13 protein-coding genes are annotated in these 15,729 nt (G+C 62.2%); 8 read left to right on the top strand and 5 right to left on the bottom strand.

Annotated features, from left to right (window positions below; genetic code table 11):
* Nucleotides 1-66 precede the first annotated feature (66 nt).
* Nucleotides 67-1,440, bottom strand: coding sequence for a sodium/glutamate symporter (locus MHX52_RS01715; RefSeq protein ID WP_049049921.1), 1,374 nt, complete (start codon nucleotides 1,438-1,440; stop codon nucleotides 67-69).
* A gap of 255 nt (nucleotides 1,441-1,695) precedes the next feature.
* Between MHX52_RS01715 and MHX52_RS01710 the strand changes: the two genes are divergently transcribed.
* Nucleotides 1,696-2,055 (top strand): DUF4333 domain-containing protein, encoded by a 360-nt coding sequence (locus MHX52_RS01710; protein WP_071055897.1) that lies wholly within the window; start codon nucleotides 1,696-1,698, stop codon nucleotides 2,053-2,055.
* Between the two features lie 705 nt (nucleotides 2,056-2,760).
* Here MHX52_RS01710 and clpB read toward each other — a convergent pair.
* On the bottom strand, nucleotides 2,761-5,382 hold the full coding sequence (gene clpB / locus MHX52_RS01705) for an ATP-dependent chaperone ClpB (RefSeq protein WP_239316271.1): 2,622 nt from the start codon (nucleotides 5,380-5,382) through the stop codon (nucleotides 2,761-2,763).
* Between the two features lie 275 nt (nucleotides 5,383-5,657).
* Between clpB and dctP the strand changes: the two genes are divergently transcribed.
* The 4 genes from dctP (at nucleotide 5,658) to MHX52_RS01685 (ending at nucleotide 9,465) form a co-directional block, all read left to right on the top strand.
* Nucleotides 5,658-6,806 (top strand): TRAP transporter substrate-binding protein DctP, encoded by a 1,149-nt coding sequence (gene dctP, locus MHX52_RS01700; RefSeq protein WP_239316270.1) that lies wholly within the window; start codon nucleotides 5,658-5,660, stop codon nucleotides 6,804-6,806.
* Nucleotides 6,803-7,420, top strand: coding sequence for a TRAP transporter small permease (locus MHX52_RS01695; RefSeq protein ID WP_239316269.1), 618 nt, complete (start codon nucleotides 6,803-6,805; stop codon nucleotides 7,418-7,420). Before dctP ends, MHX52_RS01695 begins: the two co-directional genes overlap by 4 nt.
* A 3-nt stretch (nucleotides 7,421-7,423) precedes the next feature.
* The gene (locus MHX52_RS01690; protein WP_239316268.1) at nucleotides 7,424-8,710 is read left to right on the top strand and encodes a TRAP transporter large permease; all 1,287 of its coding nucleotides are present in this window, start codon (nucleotides 7,424-7,426) and stop codon (nucleotides 8,708-8,710) included.
* Between the two features lie 104 nt (nucleotides 8,711-8,814).
* Complete coding sequence (locus MHX52_RS01685; RefSeq protein WP_239316266.1) at nucleotides 8,815-9,465, top strand: hypothetical protein; 651 nt, start codon at nucleotides 8,815-8,817, stop codon at nucleotides 9,463-9,465.
* 4 nt (nucleotides 9,466-9,469) lie between these two features.
* On the opposite strand, the gene MHX52_RS01680 is transcribed toward MHX52_RS01685, so the two are convergent.
* Nucleotides 9,470-10,243, bottom strand: a complete 774-nt coding sequence (locus MHX52_RS01680; RefSeq protein WP_239316264.1) for an IclR family transcriptional regulator — start codon at nucleotides 10,241-10,243, stop codon at nucleotides 9,470-9,472.
* Nucleotides 10,244-10,318: 75 nt separating this feature from the next.
* On the bottom strand, nucleotides 10,319-10,711 hold the full coding sequence (locus tag MHX52_RS01675; RefSeq protein WP_080719515.1) for an NYN domain-containing protein: 393 nt from the start codon (nucleotides 10,709-10,711) through the stop codon (nucleotides 10,319-10,321).
* 323 nt (nucleotides 10,712-11,034) lie between these two features.
* Here MHX52_RS01675 and MHX52_RS01670 point away from each other — a divergent pair, with 323 nt between their 5' ends.
* The 3 genes from MHX52_RS01670 to MHX52_RS01660 all read left to right on the top strand — a co-directional run bounded on the left by MHX52_RS01670 (nucleotide 11,035) and on the right by MHX52_RS01660 (nucleotide 14,621).
* Complete coding sequence (locus MHX52_RS01670; protein ID WP_239316262.1) at nucleotides 11,035-12,201, top strand: acyl-CoA dehydrogenase family protein; 1,167 nt, start codon at nucleotides 11,035-11,037, stop codon at nucleotides 12,199-12,201.
* A 35-nt stretch (nucleotides 12,202-12,236) separates the two neighbouring features.
* Nucleotides 12,237-13,340, top strand: a complete 1,104-nt coding sequence (locus tag MHX52_RS01665; RefSeq protein ID WP_239316260.1) for a CaiB/BaiF CoA-transferase family protein — start codon at nucleotides 12,237-12,239, stop codon at nucleotides 13,338-13,340.
* 105 nt (nucleotides 13,341-13,445) lie between these two features.
* Entirely contained in the window at nucleotides 13,446-14,621 is a 1,176-nt protein-coding gene (locus MHX52_RS01660; RefSeq protein ID WP_239316258.1) for an FAD-binding oxidoreductase, read from the top strand.
* Nucleotides 14,622-14,626: 5 nt separating this feature from the next.
* On the opposite strand, the gene MHX52_RS01655 is transcribed toward MHX52_RS01660, so the two are convergent.
* Nucleotides 14,627-15,553, bottom strand: a complete 927-nt coding sequence (locus MHX52_RS01655) for a carbon-nitrogen hydrolase family protein (protein WP_035004896.1) — start codon at nucleotides 15,551-15,553, stop codon at nucleotides 14,627-14,629.
* Between the last annotated feature and the right edge of the window lie 176 nt (nucleotides 15,554-15,729).

Raw genomic sequence — 15,729 nt, 5'->3', positions numbered from 1 at the left:
AGTTGCTTAGTCTAGAACCTCGCGCCCGCCAATGTTGCGCACGCTATCCCGCCGATGTTGCGCACGCTATCCCGCCGCGGCCGCCTTGCCGGAGCGTTTCCCCTTGCCCGGCCGTTTCCCTGTTCTCTCTGGGAACCAACCCCGCACTGCAGCGAAGACGATAATGCCCACCGCAGCAACCGTCGCTATGCCGCCGATACCCCAGGTCAAGCCGGCTATCACCGCAATCGGGGCGAGGATGTTCATACCAATCTCGATCGGCGCATAGCCCACGTAGGCCATGCCGTACTCGTTCATCGTGCCGGACTTCAGATCCGGGTCCACGATCTTCAGCAGCGCAATACCGGTAGCCACAGCGGCGGTAGCCCAGCCCCAGCCGAAGATGCCGCGCTCCAGCCACTTATCACCGAAGAACATCGGCGCGAAGACGAAGAAGAACAGGCAGCAGTACGCAATACCCAGCACGAACAGGATCGCTAGCGGAACCAGGTAGCTCGCCACCGCATCCGGCTTAATGGAGGCGATACCGAAGGCAATCATGAAGTCCGTCGACGCACCGGAGATCGACTTCACCGTCTGCTGGTCCAGGTACTTCGGGCGCTTGATGACGTGCAGGAAAACCTTGCCGCCAATGCCCACCACGAAAGCCAGAGCGAACAGCGGCACCGATACCGCCGGGAAGAAGTGGCCGATAATCTGCTGCGCGATGTAAGCGAACATCACGGTCACGGCAATGAAGCCGGCGTGCAGAGCCAGGGGCTCAATCGACGACGGGTTCGTGGTGGCCTTACCGATGGAGGGCTGCTTGGCCTCGTCCTCGATTTGGCCCGAGCGCAGCTCCCACGGCAGCTTCTCCGGCAGGGTGGAAGTACGGCCGGTGCGGATACCCCAGTTCGCGAAGATAATTCCACCAATGATCGCGGCTAGCGTGCCGACGGTCGCGGAAGTAAAGCCCAGGGACATGGCGGCGTCCGCACCAATATCCCCAAAGGCGCCACCAACGGCCGCGGCAGTGCCGAACCCACCGACGAAACCGACGGGCAGCATCATGCCGAACCACTCTGGAGTATCGAAAATCGGCGCGAAAACCAGCAGGCCAAGCAGCATAAAGATGCCCCACTGGCCGAGGAACATGGAGGTGGAAAAGCCCCACATGTTCTTCGCCTTCGAGGCATCGTTGGAGGCGAAGGTCATGCTGTACGGCATGGAGGCGAACACCACGGCGATCAGCAAAGTGGAGTAATCACCCAGTGCGCCGGAGAACGGCAGCAGGCCCAGCACTTCGGGCCCGAGGAGCAGCGCGAGCAGGCCCGCTGTGATCGGCGCGGGGATCAGGAGGTTGCGGAACCATTCGAAGTGGCGCCTCATGAACGTGCCGATGATCAGCAGTACCGAAATCATGCCGACATCCATCAGCAGGTCAAAGACCGTAAAGTCCATGGAGGCTCCCTCTTCTGTTCTCTATCTGTTCTCTTTGTGCTGTGTGTGCTCTGTTGCTCTGGGCATTTTATCGCACCTTATTATTGACGCCTGCGTTTCCCGGGCAAACACACTCAGCATCGGTTAAGTTCGAACTGTGCAGCGTACTGCACGCTGGGGAACATTTCGCCAAGGGGCGACATTCCATACCCCGGATGCCTAATGAGGCATAACAGCGAGACACCAGCCATGAACGAGAGAAAGAGACTGCCCTACATGAAGAACATCCGCACTTCCGCTGACTCCGCCCGCTCCGCCTACTTTTCCAAGCGCCTCGGCGCCGCTTTTCTGACCGGCGCACTGGCCGTCACCGGCCTGAGCGCTTGCTCCCTGCTCGGCGGAAAGGAGGTCGCCCAGGAGGACGTGGAGAAGGGCATCTCCGATTCCCTGGAGGAGGAGGTTGGCCGCAAGCCAGAGCGTATTGAATGCCCCAGCGGCCTGAAGGCGGAAGAGGGTGCGAAGATTGAGTGCAAGCTGCACGATTCCGGTGAGACGTACAGTGTTGACGTCACCGCAGACAAGGTCGATGGCAACGACGTTCACTACAACGTCGAGGTCGCTGACCAGCCAGAATAGTTCCACAAATACGCCACACCCCGGCCTCCCGTGCTGACCACACGGCGCTGGCGCACCAGCTACACGGCACCGGCGCACTGGCCACACAGCACTGGTGCCCCCAGGAGCTGAACCGCCCCTGCCACTAGCCCCTTGGCACCAGCTCGCCCCCTCCCCGCGTGCCCTAAATCCCCTTTTGCATGCCCTAAATAGCTTTCCGCATGCCTAAATGTCGGAAATCTTGCAGAACGTTATTGACACCATTTTCCACTACAGCAAAAGTGCTGGTCAGGGAGTTTTTACAACTCGCCCGCCAGAGCCCGTCAGAACGTTTTGCAACTTTTCCGACATTTAAGCCCTCTGGCACCCTTTCCGCCTCCCGCGAGAACCCCAAAGTGTTGCCGAGAAAGGACTCCGCGCCCGCAGATGTCGCCAAACCGGGATTCCATAACCACAAATGTCGCTAGAACGAGAATGCGTTAGTGGGCACAATTTTTATTACTGCATAAGTGCAGGTCAGAGGGTTTTGGATTTTTGAGAACCAGCACCGGCGCCGACGTATTCCCGTTCTAGCGACATTCCAAGCTTCACAAGGAGCCTGAGACGCCAAGCTTCACAAGGAGCCTGCGGCGCACATGAAGCGCAAACGTGAAGAAACGCCCCACCCGGAACAGGTGGGGCGTTTGCGCAGGTTAGGGGTTACAGACTAGCCAGCCCGCACAGGCATTAACCCTCGTCTTCAACGACGCCGAGCGACGTAATGACCAGCCCCGGAGCATCAGCCACGCCAGCACTGTCAGCGCCAGCACCGGCATCGCCACTGCGGTCAATGTCCACGCGCACCGTGTCGCCATCGCGCACCTCGCCGGCCAGCAGCTTCTTGGCCAGCTGGTCGCCGATCGCCTTCTGGATCAGGCGGCGTAGCGGCCGGGCGCCGTAGGCAGGATCGTAGCCGTGCTCGGCCAGCCACGACTGGGCGTCATCAGTAACATCCAGGACCAAACGACGGGCCGCAAGACGCTCTGCCAGATCGCCCACCTGGATAGACACGATGGACTTCAGCTGCTCAGCAGACAGCGGGTCGAAGATCAGCACGTCGTCGAGTCGGTTAATGAACTCCGGCTTGAAGGCGCGCTTCACGGCCTCCATGACCTCATCGTCCGTGCCGCCGGCGCCGAGGTTAGAGGTCAGGATCAGGATCGTGTTGCGGAAGTCCACGGTCCGGCCCTGGCCATCGGTCAGGCGACCTTCGTCCAACACCTGCAGCAGCACGTCGAACACGTCCGGGTGAGCCTTTTCCACCTCGTCAAACAGCACCACCGTGTAGGGGCGGCGCCGCACGGCTTCGGTCAGCTGGCCACCAGCGTCGTAGCCGACGTATCCCGGAGGGGCACCGACCAGGCGGGCGACGGAGTGCTTCTCGCCATACTCCGACATGTCGATGCGCACCATGGCGGTCTCGTCGTCGAATAGGAAGTCGGCCAGAGCCTTCGCCAGCTCCGTCTTACCCACGCCCGTCGGGCCTAGGAACAGGAAGGAACCAGTCGGGCGGTTCGGGTCCGCCACGCCGGCACGCGCACGGCGCACCGCATCGGACACGGCATCGACCGCACTGTTCTGGCCAACCACGCGGCCGCCCAGCACGAGCTCCATGTTCAGCAGCTTCTCGGTCTCGCCCTGCAGCATCTTGCCCGCGGGCACGCCGGTCCAGGCGGAAACCACGTCGGCGATAGTATCCGGCGTGACCTCCTCGGTCAGCATCATGCCTTCCTGCTGCTCGGCCACGGTCTCCTCGGCCTCGGCCAGCTTCTTCTCCACGTCCGGGATGTGGCCGTAGCGCAGCTCGGCAACCTTGGCGAAGTTACCCTCGCGCTCGGCGATCTCAGATTCGCGGCGCAGGTTATCCAGCTCTTCCTTCAGCTCGCGCAGGCTGTCGATACTGCCCTTCTCGTTCTCCCAGCGGGCGGTCAGGCCAGCCAGTTTTTCCTTCTCGTCAGCCAGCTCGCTACGCAGGCGCTCGAGACGGTCCTTCGAGGCAGCGTCGGTCTCCTTCTCCAGCGCCATCTCCTCAATCTCGAGGCGGCGGACAACACGCTCCACGTTGTCGATCTCCTCGGGGCGCGAATCGATCTCCATACGCAGACGGGACGCAGCCTCGTCCACCAGGTCGATGGCCTTATCCGGCAGGAAGCGGCTGGTGATGTAGCGGTCCGACAGGGTCGCAGCCGCCACCAGCGCGGAGTCCTGGATACGCACACCGTGGTGCACCTCGTAGCGCTCCTTCAGGCCACGGAGAATACCGATAGTGTCCTCCGCCGATGGCTCACCGACGTATACCTGCTGGAAGCGGCGCTCCAGTGCAGCATCCTTTTCAATGTACTTGCGGTACTCGTCCAGGGTGGTTGCGCCAACCAGCCGCAGCTCACCACGGGCCAGCAGCGGCTTGATCATGTTGCCGGCGTCCATAGCGGAATCGCCGCCCGCACCGGCACCGACGATGGTGTGCAGCTCGTCGATGAAGGTGATGACCTCGCCCTCGGCCTCCTTAATCTCGTCCAGCACAGCCTTCAGTCGTTCCTCGAACTCGCCGCGGTATTTAGCGCCGGCGACCATGGAGCCCAGATCCAGGCTGATTAGCTTCTTGCCGCGCAGGGACTCGGGCACATCGCCAGCGACAATGCGGCGGGCCAGGCCTTCGACGATTGCGGTTTTACCGACGCCAGGCTCGCCAATGAGCACAGGGTTGTTCTTCGTGCGACGGGAGAGCACCTGGACGACTCGCCGGATCTCCTGGTCACGTCCGATCACGGGGTCGATCTTGCCTTCGCGGGCGCGTGCAGTCAGGTCGGTGGAGTACTTCTCCAGTGCCTGGAACTGCCCTTCCGGCTCCTCGGTGGTGACCTTCCGGTTGCCGCGAACGGATTCAAAGGCACCGCGGATGGCTTCGAAGGTGGCGCCTGCCTCGTGCATCACCTTGGCTGCGTCGGAGTTGCCCTTGGCAATACCGGCCAACAGGACCTCGGTGGAAACATAAGTATCGCCCAGCTGCTCCGCCAGCTCCTGGGCGGCGGTCAGCGCGTTCAGCGCGTCGCGGTTGAACTGCGGGTTTGCCATTTCGCTACCGGTGGCCTGCGGGTATCCGGCGACCAGGTTCTTAGCCTTTGCCGCGATTGTCTGCGGCTCCACGCCTGCGGCCTGCAGCACGGGCAGGGCGATGGAATCTTCCTGCTCCAGCAGCGCAACGAGCAGGTGCGCCGGTCGAATGTCCGGGTTGCCCTTGGCGGAGGCATCCTGGAGTGCAGCCTGCATTGCAGACTGGGTCATTGTGGTGGGGTTGAAGCTCGTCATTTCTACATCTACCTCCTACGGCTTCATGCCGGTCGCGGTTGCACGCTCCCGACTTTACTTGAGTACACCTGACTCAACCACCACAACCTTGAGTCTATTCCGCTCAATTTACGTATATGAGTGTGATTTACCCCACAAGTTCACCCCCGATCTACTTTTCTCGACGAAAACTATCGCCTTTTGAATGCTTTAAAGGTTAGATGAAACTTATCCAAATCGGGAACAGATTACCTATATCCGTAAAACGCATCCGTAACGAGAAGGTGATAGGGACCATGCTCCGACTCCACAAAAACCGCCGCACCCGCCGGATCGCCTCCGCCATCGCGACAGTTGCCATGACGGCCGCCCTGCCCGGCGCGCTCACCGCCTGCTCCAGCTCCTCCGCTGAACCTTACGCCCCCGGCAGCACTGCGGAGCTAAAGATGGCGGATAGCTATTCGCTCACCCACCCCGTCGGCACAGGTGGCACTCAACCCTTCCTCGACCAGCTGGAAAAAGACTCTTCCGTGGACGTCGAGTATTACGCCTCCGGGCAGATGGGCAAGCAGGCCGACATCCCCTCCGTCGTACGCAGCGGCGTGGTCGACATGGCGGTCATCTCCCCCTCCTACGTCAGCTCCAGCTTCCCGCTCAGCAGCGTGGGCGACCTTCCGGGGTTCAGCTCCGATGCATGCGTGACCGCCTACGCACTTCGCGACCTGGTGAAACCAGGGGGCGTCCTCTATGAAGAAGAGCTCAAGCCCATGAAGTTCATGCCGCTCTGGACCGGTTCCATCCCCGGCTACGAGGCCATGACGGCCGGCCAAGACCCGTCGCACCCGAACAACTTCCAGGGCGCAGTGCTCCGCTCCACCGGCGGCGCCCTTGACCGCGTGATCGACGAGATCGGCGCCGCAGGCGTGAGCATGCCTATCGGCGACATGTACGAGGCGATGGCCCGCGGCACCGTCGAAGGCACGCTCGCCAGCCCGATCTCCATCACCCCCTACGGGCTGGAGGACGTGGTCCACGCCAGCACCTACGGCGCCCAGCAGGGCAACTTCACCTTCTTCTACGGCATCAACCTGGATACCTGGAACCGGCTGAACGACCAGCAGAAGAAGGCGCTGACCGACGCGGCGGACAAGTCGCAGCAGTCCGTCTGCGAGGAACTCAACGCAGCGCGCGAAGACTCAGTGCAGAAGATGAAGGATGCCGGCGTGCGCTTCTACGACGTCACCGACGGCGAAACGGCCAAGGAGTGGGAGAACATCTCCCAGCCCGTCCTGGACAAGTGGATCGAAGTTGCTGAATCCAAGGGGCACCCCGCCCAGCAGGTCGTGGACGACTTCGAGGACGCGCTGAAGCGCCATGCGGATCGCGCGGGTGCGGGCGTCACCGACCCGAAGGCCCGAGCGGAAGCAAAGAAGGAGCAATCATGACCAGCAGCAACTTCATTCGCGTCGGCCACCACGGCACCGCCGAACGCAGCACATACGGCTATCGCACCGAGGACCACCCGGGCTTCGACAAGGTCCAAAACGCGGTCTCCGCAGTGTGCGCCTGGATCGCGGGCGCAGCCATCCTCGGGCTGGCGCTGGTCACGTTGGCGGAGATCGTAGCGCGCGAGTTCTTCGGCACTCCCCTGGGTTGGAACATCTCCGTCACCGAGCGCTACCTACTTCCGATGACCGCGTTCTTCGGGCTGGTCACCACGTACCGCACGGGCACGCACATCGCAGTGGAGTCGCTGTTCAGCAAGTTCGCACCCAAAGTGCAGAAGACCATCCTGCTGCTGATCCACCTGGCCGTTGTCATCTCCATGATCTTCGTCTTCATCGGCGGGTGGAACGAGACCTACATGGCGTTTTCCCTGGGCCACGCCACCCTGCCCGGCATGGCTGACCTGGCCACTCCCGACTGGACCTACCGCGTGATCGTGCCGATCGCCGCCGCCCTGTGCGCCTTCGTCGCCGCGCTGGACTTTGTGCGCGAAGTGATCACCCCGTGGGATCACCCCTACACCGACTACGACCCCGGCGAGGAAGAGGTTTAAACCATGCTTGCGCTTACTATCGTTGTGCTGCTGGTCGCGCTGATTATCCTGCGCGTCCCCGTCAGCTTCGCCATCTTCGGCACGGCCACAGTCGGCCTGATCGCCCTCGGCGGAGTCGAGCTGGCCATCGCCACCATGGAGACCTCGCCGTTCGCCGCCGTGCGCTCGAACTCTTTGTCCGCCGTGCCGCTGTTCATCCTGATGGCGCAGCTGATGCTGATGTCGGGTCTTTTGGATTCTGTTTTTGACGCCGCCAAGGCGCTCGTCGGCCGCATCCCCGGAGGCACTGCCATCGCCTCCGTCGGCGCGGGCACCGCGTTCGCAGCCGTCTCGGGTTCGTCCACCGCCGCCGCGGCCACGTTGGCGCAGACGTCCTCCACCCGCATGATCGAGGAGGGCTACCACAAAGGCACCGCCACCGGCCTGGTTGCAGTGGTCGGCACGCTGGCGGCAATGATCCCGCCGTCGATCATCCTGGTCTTCTACGCGATCACCGCGGAGGCTCCCGTGGGCGACGTTCTAATCGCTGGTTTCTTTCCAGGCGTGGTAGTGGCGCTGGGCTTGGTGCTGGTGATGTACATCGGCTTCCTGAAGGACCGCTCCCGCGCCCCGCAGGGCGAGCCGGTTCCCCTCTCAGAGAAGGGGCTGCAGCTGCTGAAGGCTTCCCCACTGCTGCTGATCTTCCTGGCGGTAGTCGGGTCCATCTTCACCGGCATCGCCACGCCCACAGAGGCCGCCGCCCTGGGCGTGCTGGCCGCGCTGATCCTGGTGATCGCGAAGGGCCGCTGGGATACCAAGAAGTTCGGCGAAACTGTGCTGGGGACGGTGAAGACCACCGGCATGATCTTCGCCATCATCATGTCCGCGCACGTGCTGGGCCACTTCCTCACCGAAACGCGCGTCACCCCGAAGCTGGTCAGCGCCATCGGCGAGTCCTCCCTGCACCCGCTGGTAATCATGGCTCTGATCGGCGCGGTGTACCTGATCCTGGGGTTCTTCATGGACCAGATCGCCATCATCGCCCTGACCGTGCCGGTGACCCTGCCCATCGTCGAAGCCCTGGGTTACGATCCCGTCTGGTTTGGCATCTTCATCGTGCTGCTGGCTGAGACCGGAATGGTCACCCCGCCCATGGGCCTGAACGTGTTCGTGGTCTCCAAGGCCGTGCGCATCAACCCGATGATTGTGTTCAAGGGAGCATTCCCCTATGTCGTGATCATGCTGGTCATCGCCCTGGCCTTCCTACTGTGCCCCCAGCTGGTGCTGTGGATGCCGGAGTTAGCCGCTTAAGCTGGCCCGTGCCCATCGGGTATGGGGTTCCTTTCTAAAACACTAGAGAACGCATAGTGCTCAAAACCTGTTTAAGCTGCAGAGCATCCATTAGCGTTTAGTCCATGCACAAAGATCGCTACATTATCCTGCAAGCATCCACATTCACCGAAGAGAATGTGGATCCCGACCTCTTTTTCGACCGGTTTCGCTGGGCCGAATTATCCCTGGGTTTTTCCTACACCGGCGATTCCGACGGAAAGGTAATCCCTCTTAGCCTTTGGGAAATTAATGATGCTACCCACGACACTATTGAAGATCTGCAGACTATTCGCGCACACTTAACCGTGCGATCGAAAGAGGATCGCTTCCCTCTTCGCCCATTATTTGCTGTTTGGGACTCCGCACTGCCGGTTTCCGCACTTTCAGCCCTCCACTCCATCAGCATGAGCGCAACTTCCGACTTCGGCGTGCCCCCAATTCCCAGCATCGAGACTTCCTCCGCTTGCGAGCGAAGCGTCAACGCATATGAACAGGACGAACCTTGGGCCAGCTCCGTCAAATCGCTCGAACAGACCATCTCTCGTCATCACATGAAGCAACGAGGGAAGATCACCGCATTCTCCGGTGGAAAAGAGGTTTCCAAGGAGGCGTACTATGCGGAAAGCTTTCGCCCCGCACTAATCTCCAGCGCCTTTGAAACCATCTTGCACGCCCTCCCCCAGGGAGAGGACTGGCGAATCACCGCCACTTCTTCAACGACGAACTCAGCTTGAGCTGCTAACGGTTCCAGCGGGCGCTGTGGCGTCTTAAAACCTCAATAATCCGATCCGCGTCGCGCGCGATCTGCTCGGTCGAGGCAATGACGGACACCGAGGCCACCGCCACTCCCTGGCTCTCGACGCGCACGGCCACACCATCCGCACCGTTCAAAGCCACGCCGGGGGCCACGCATTCGCCGTTCGCGCGCATATCTGGGTACCAGCGCTGGAACTTATTGATGGTCTCCTGCGAGCTCTCGGACGCAGCCAGAATCCCCCACACTTGCTCGTGCCCCAGCCCGGAGAGGATCGCCCACCCCGCCGATGTCTCGAGCGGCGGCCGCTGTAGACGGTTTTGCGCCAGGTATTCGAACTCGGGGTCCGATAGCGCGTAGTCGAGGTAGTAGACATTGTCGCCCACCAATGACGCCAACACGGCGATATAGCCTGTCTCTTCCACCACGTCTTCCAGCATCTCGTGGGTGACCTGATCCACGGGGCGGCTACCGGCGAGGGTGCTCAGCAGGTACGGAGCCAGCCCCAGGCGGAAGGCTTTATCCCGTTCCTCCAGGTATCCGGCCGCGACCAGACCATTCACCAGGGATTGGGTGGAACTTACCGGGGCGCCAATGGCCTTGGAAATGTCCGTGAGTCCGCGCGGCTGCGGGTTGCGGGCCACGAACTCCAGGATGTCCGCGATCCGGTCGACGGTGCGGTGGTGGGATCTACCGGGCTGCTGGTCGACGGGAAAGGGGAACCGCGGCGCGGACTCTGAGTGGGGCGCGTCGGACATTGGGGGTTCCTTTCGGCTTGGGGCGGCAGGACTGCTCAGATCGATAGCTGAGAACCACAGTTTCACAGCTAAACGTCACAATTCCAAGTCTTCGGAATCCTGTGGTTGCCGCTTCTCACGACACTCGGTGTGTAGTGGATCCTCTTCATTTAAAGGTGGACGTCTTACACATTCTCGGACTCCGTCAACATGCTCATTTAAGCTATCCGAAATACGTGCCCATAGTGGATCGATAATAAAATCAATGCCAGCACGACGGGCGTGCTTCGCCGCAGGCACAAAATCACTGTCCCCTGAAATCATTATTATCTGTGTGACAATGCCCCGTTCTGCCATGGTGGCTATATCGAGACCGATCCTCATATCCACGCCTTTTTGGGTGATATCCAGATAGAAATCCTCAAGCCGTAGATCATCGACGCTGATCGTGCCACGGCATAACTTCTTCAAAGGCGCGGACTTCAACATGTAGCCGTTTTGCGTCTCTAATTCTTCACCTCGTCGGAGGGCAACTTTGCGCTTCTTGACAATTCCTCCCCTTCACTAATCCCCCAGGAGCATGAAAGCCTTAGTCATCGGCGCTCTCCTGATCAATGGAGGGTCAACGGCTAAGGCTGATGGCTCTGATTCTAGTCAGCCCCACGACATACGCAACCCCTAACGCGCGCGCCTTCCCATGCGGGGCATGAAAGAATTTTCGCAAAAGCCTTTCGGAACGAAACAACTTCCCCTACACTCAATACTACGCAAATCAGTATCCCGATACCTATATACGTAAGGAACAGACTGGCATGACTACCTCCCCGCTCGACCTCACCTCCTTCAACAGCCTGCTCTCCGACGAAGAGCGCATGCTGCAAGAAGCCATGGCGGACTTCGCCAACAAATCCCTCAAGCCCAACGTTCAGGAGTGGTTCGACAACGGCACCCTGCCCGCCAAGGAGCTCGGCCCGCAGTTCGGACAGCTCGGCGCACTGGGTATGCACCTGGAAGGCTACGAGTGCCCCGGAGCCTCCGCCGTCGCCTACGGCCTGGCCTGCATGGAGATCGAGGCCGTGGATTCCGGCCTGCGCTCCTTCGTCTCCGTCCAGGGCTCCCTGGCCATGTTCGCCATTCACCACTGGGGCTCCGAGGAGCAGAAGGAAAAGTACCTGCCGAAGATGGCCGCCGGCGAGTACCTGGGCTGCTTCGGCCTAACGGAGCCCGATGCCGGTTCCGACCCGGCGTCCATGAAGACGCGCGCAACCCGCGACGGCGACGAGTGGGTCCTCAACGGCACCAAGATGTGGATCACCAACTCCCCTGTCGCCGACGTGGCCGTCGTCTGGGCCCGCACCGAGGATGGCTTCGCCGGCTTCATCCTGGAAAAGGGCATGGAGGGCTTCACCGCCCCGGAGATCCACAAGAAGCTCTCGCTGCGCGCCTCCATCACCGGCGAGATCGTGCTGGATAACTGCCGCGTGCCGGATTCCCAGCGCTTGCCGAAGATCGACACCCTCCGCGGCCCGCTGACCTGCCTGAACGAAGCCCGCTACGGCATCATCTGGGGCGCCCTGGGCGCTGCCCGCGACAGCCTGGAAACCGCCATCGAGTACACCGAGACCCGCGAGGTGTTCGGCAAGTCCCTGTCCAGCTACCAGCTCACCCAGGCGAAGCTGGCCAACATGTCCGTCGAGCTCAACAAGTCCGTCCTGCTGGCCCTGCAGCTCGGCCGCCTGAAGGACAAGGGCGAGCTCGCCCCGCACCAGGTTTCCGTCGGCAAGCTGAACTCCACCCGTGTGGCTCTGGAGATCGCCCGCGAGTGCCGCACGCTGCTGGGTGCCTCTGGCATCACCCTGGAGTACTCGCCGCTGCGCCACGCCAACAACCTGGAGTCGGTGCTGACCTACGAGGGCACCGCCGAGATGCACCAGCTGATCATCGGCCAGGCCCTCACCGGCAAGGGCGCATTCCGCTAAGCCAAACTTTCCCACTCCCAACCAGAAAGGAACCTATGGGTCCCCTCGAAGGCATCGTCGTGGCTGATTTCTCCCGCGTCCTCGCCGGCCCCTACGCGACCATGATGCTGGCGGACATGGGCGCGCAGGTCATCAAGATCGAACGCCCGGGCGTCGGCGACGACACCCGCTCGTGGGCGCCGCCCGTCAACGCGCAGGGCATGTCCACCTACTTCGCCGGCGTAAACCGCAACAAGAAGTCGGTGGAGATCGACCTCTCCACCGACGAGGGCCGCGAGCAGGCCCGCCGCATCGCCGCGGAAGCCGACATCCTGGTAGAGAACTTCCGCCCCGGCACGATGGAGCGCATGGGGCTGGACTACGAGACACTCCGCCAGCACAACGAGGGCCTGATCTACGCCTCCCTCTCCGGCTTCGGTTCCGGCAAGGGCGCGGACATCGGCGGCTACGACCTGATGGTGCAGGCCGTCGGCGGCCTCATGTCCATCAACGGCGAGGAGGGGCACCCCGTCAAGGTTGGCGTAGCCCTGGTGGATGTCCTTACCGGCCTGCACATGGGCATGGGCATCCTCGCCGCCCTGCATTCCCGTACCTCCTCCGGCAAGGGCCAGCACATCGAGATCAATCTACTGCACACCCTGCTGTCCTCCCTGGCCAACCAGGCCAGCGCGTTCGTCGGTGCAGGCGTCATCGGCAAGGCGATGGGCAACACTCACCCTTCCATCGCCCCCTACCAGGTCTTTAAGACCCAGGAGGGCGACCTCGCCATCGCCGCGGGCAACGACTCGCTGTACCACCGGACCTGTCGGGTGCTGGGGCTCGAGGAGTTTATTGATGACGCCCGGTTCGCCACCAACAGCGACCGTGTCGCTCACCGTGCCGAGTTGGCGGAGATCATCGAAGGTGCGTTGTCTAAGGCCAGTGCCCAGGAGTGGTTCCAGAAGCTACGCGCTGCCGGGGTTCCCGCCGGCCCGGTGAACAACATCAAGCAGGCCTTCGAGTTCGCAGAATCCTTAGGCCTGGATCCGATCGTCGAGGTCGAGGGCATGCGCAGCGTCCGCAACCCGATCAACTTCTCCGATACCCCAATCGAGTACCACACTGCCCCGCAACAGCTCGGCAATCCTGCTTTCCAATAGGGGAGTTCCAATTCACAGGTTCGGGTGCGACAATGAGGAGCAACCAATCGGCCCCTCACCCGGTTGCCTCAGCCCGCCCCTGTAGAACAAGGAGACTTCGAGTCCGTGGCACGCCACTCTTCGTCCGACGACTACACCTTCGCAGAGCTGCTCGCACTCGTCGAAGAACACCGCCACGACCTGGTCCAGCTCACTCGCGCGAAGTTGCACGCGATGGATCTCAAGCCCATGCCCGTGCACTTTCCGCACGTCGCGGGCGCCGAGTACACCAACCCCACCCCGGATTTCTCCCAGACGATGGAGCTGGACGAGGCCTATCTGGACCGCACCATCCGCTTCGTCCTGCGAGGCATCACCCACGGCGGCGAGTTCGCCTCTGACCAGGCCGAGTTCCTGGTCGCTACCGGCAGGGATTTCCGCAAGTTCGGGGTGGGTTCCAAGCACTATGAGGCGCTAGAGTCCGCGTTGGTGGAGGCTGTTGGGGAGCATATTGGCGTCACAAAAAAGCTCAGCGACACAATCAACCTCGGATGTAGCCTGCTTGCCTACGGTGCGCTCGAGGACGAGGAGGCCGACGTGCCTGCGACCTCGGCCGCGCAGGTGCTCGAGGTGCTTCATCCTTGTGACGCCATCGCGGTGATCCGCGCGCAGATGGATCCGCCATTGCCGTATTGGTCCGGCCAGCATGTGGAGGTCCGCACCCCGCACACTCCGCAGCTGTGGCGGGCGCTTTCCCCGGCGATTCCTTTCAACGAGGACGGTCTGGTGGAGTTCCACGTCCGCGCCGTCGGGCCGTTTTCCCGCGCGATCGTGGAGGGCTCCCAGCCCGGCGAGCAGTGGGTGGTGGCCAATCCATATGGCGACCTGCAGATTTCCGGCGAGAAGCCGGTGGTGATGGTGGCCGGGTCCACGGGTCTGGCGCCGGTGCGGGCGATCCTTCTGGACCTGATCCAGTCGGAGGAGCGCCCGCCGATGGTGCAGCTGTTCTTCGGTGCGCAGAACCCGGACGAGCTCTACGAGTGGAAGGGCCTGGTGGGCTTCGAGGATGCCTTCGATTGGCTGGATTTGTACCTGGTGGTGCAGGAAGATGCGCCCGCCCCAGAGGACTTCGAGGCCTACACCGCCCGCGGCCTGGTGGGGGATGTGGCCGCCGAGCGCGGTTCGTGGCGCGATGCCGAGGTGCTGATCACGGGTGGCCCGGAGATGAAGCGCCACACCGTGGAGGCTTTCCTCCGCGCTGGTGCGAACCGCGAGCAGCTGCGTTTCGACGTGCCTAACTAATTCAGCTACTTCAGCTGCTGAGCTTCCTCCACGTCACCGACCAGATCGACCCCCACGCCGAGCTCACGGTCGGTGTGGTGGCCTTCCAGTACGGGCAGGTTCTTGCGAACCTTGTCCACGTAGTTCGGATCGATGTCGATGGTCAGCACCTGGGCGGCGTAGCCGGTCTCCGCCAGCCGGGCGCCGTTCGGGCCGATCGCCACGGAGTGGCCGATGCCGGTGGGGCCATCCGCAGTGCCGTAGCGCTCCGGAGAGCCCGGGCGTGCCATGCCCGCAGCGATCAGGTAGCTGGCGGAATCCAGCGCGCGGGCCGCGGTGAGTTCGCGCCACTGCTCCAGCTTGCCCGGGCCATCGGCCCAGCTGGAAGGTACAACCATCACCTTCGCGCCCGCGGCTGCCATCGCCACGAAGTGGCCGGGGAAGCGGATGTCGTAGCAGGTCGCCAGGCCCACGCCCACGCCACCGACGTCGATGACTACCCGGCGCTTACCCGGCTTGACGGTATCGGACTCGCGGTAGCCGAAGGCATCGTAGGTATGAATCTTGTCGTAGTGCGTCACGTAATCCGGCCCCGCGACCAGCAGGGTGTTGTTCACGCGACGGAACTGGTTGGCCTCCGGGGAGTCGCTGGGTTGTTCCTCTACCAGCTGCCCACTCGGGGTGCGGTAGACCGTGTCGGCCGGGGTGAACATGCCGACGACTGCGGTAGTTCCGTGCTTCTTGGCCGTGTCGATAATCGCCTGGGCAAACGGCCCATCCAGCGGTTGGGCGACGGTATCCAGCCGCCCGCTATCGAAGGGGAACATGGCCGCCTCGGGGAAAACGACCAGGTCGGCACCGTTTGCCGCGCCGGACGCGATGTACTTCAGGATGCGAGCCAGGTTGGCTTCCACGTCCGGTTCGGCCTTCATCTGGATGACAGCGATACGCATACAGTCCACCCTAGCGACATTGCCGACATCGCGCCCCCTTTTGGCAGCGCCGCGATGGCCGCCCTGTGGATAAAGCTGAGTTATCCACAGCCCCGAAAACTTTTTCTTTTTTTGACGCCCCTAGCCTCCCTACACTCACTCCCAGAAAGCAGGTCGCGATCTCCAGGGGGGTAAGC

The sequence above is a fragment of the Corynebacterium sp. ACRQJ genome (genome assembly GCF_022346045.1).
Classification (GTDB): domain Bacteria; phylum Actinomycetota; class Actinomycetes; order Mycobacteriales; family Mycobacteriaceae; genus Corynebacterium; species Corynebacterium evansiae.
Note: the sequence above shows the minus strand (reverse complement) of the source record. Positions and strands in the feature narration are given on the sequence as shown.

Coding starts and splice junctions, on each gene's coding strand:
- MHX52_RS01675 (WP_080719515.1), bottom strand. CDS start 10,711: ATGTTGAAGTCCGCGCCTTTGAAGAAGTTATGCCGTGGCACGATCAGC.
- dctP (WP_239316270.1), top strand. CDS start 5,658: ATGCTCCGACTCCACAAAAACCGCCGCACCCGCCGGATCGCCTCCGCC.
- MHX52_RS01715 (WP_049049921.1), bottom strand. CDS start 1,440: ATGGACTTTACGGTCTTTGACCTGCTGATGGATGTCGGCATGATTTCG.
- MHX52_RS01685 (WP_239316266.1), top strand. CDS start 8,815: ATGCACAAAGATCGCTACATTATCCTGCAAGCATCCACATTCACCGAA.
- MHX52_RS01710 (WP_071055897.1), top strand. CDS start 1,696: ATGAAGAACATCCGCACTTCCGCTGACTCCGCCCGCTCCGCCTACTTT.
- clpB (WP_239316271.1), bottom strand. CDS start 5,382: ATGACGAGCTTCAACCCCACCACAATGACCCAGTCTGCAATGCAGGCT.
- MHX52_RS01665 (WP_239316260.1), top strand. CDS start 12,237: ATGGGTCCCCTCGAAGGCATCGTCGTGGCTGATTTCTCCCGCGTCCTC.
- MHX52_RS01680 (WP_239316264.1), bottom strand. CDS start 10,243: ATGTCCGACGCGCCCCACTCAGAGTCCGCGCCGCGGTTCCCCTTTCCC.
- MHX52_RS01695 (WP_239316269.1), top strand. CDS start 6,803: ATGACCAGCAGCAACTTCATTCGCGTCGGCCACCACGGCACCGCCGAA.
- MHX52_RS01670 (WP_239316262.1), top strand. CDS start 11,035: ATGACTACCTCCCCGCTCGACCTCACCTCCTTCAACAGCCTGCTCTCC.
- MHX52_RS01690 (WP_239316268.1), top strand. CDS start 7,424: ATGCTTGCGCTTACTATCGTTGTGCTGCTGGTCGCGCTGATTATCCTG.
- MHX52_RS01655 (WP_035004896.1), bottom strand. CDS start 15,553: ATGCGTATCGCTGTCATCCAGATGAAGGCCGAACCGGACGTGGAAGCC.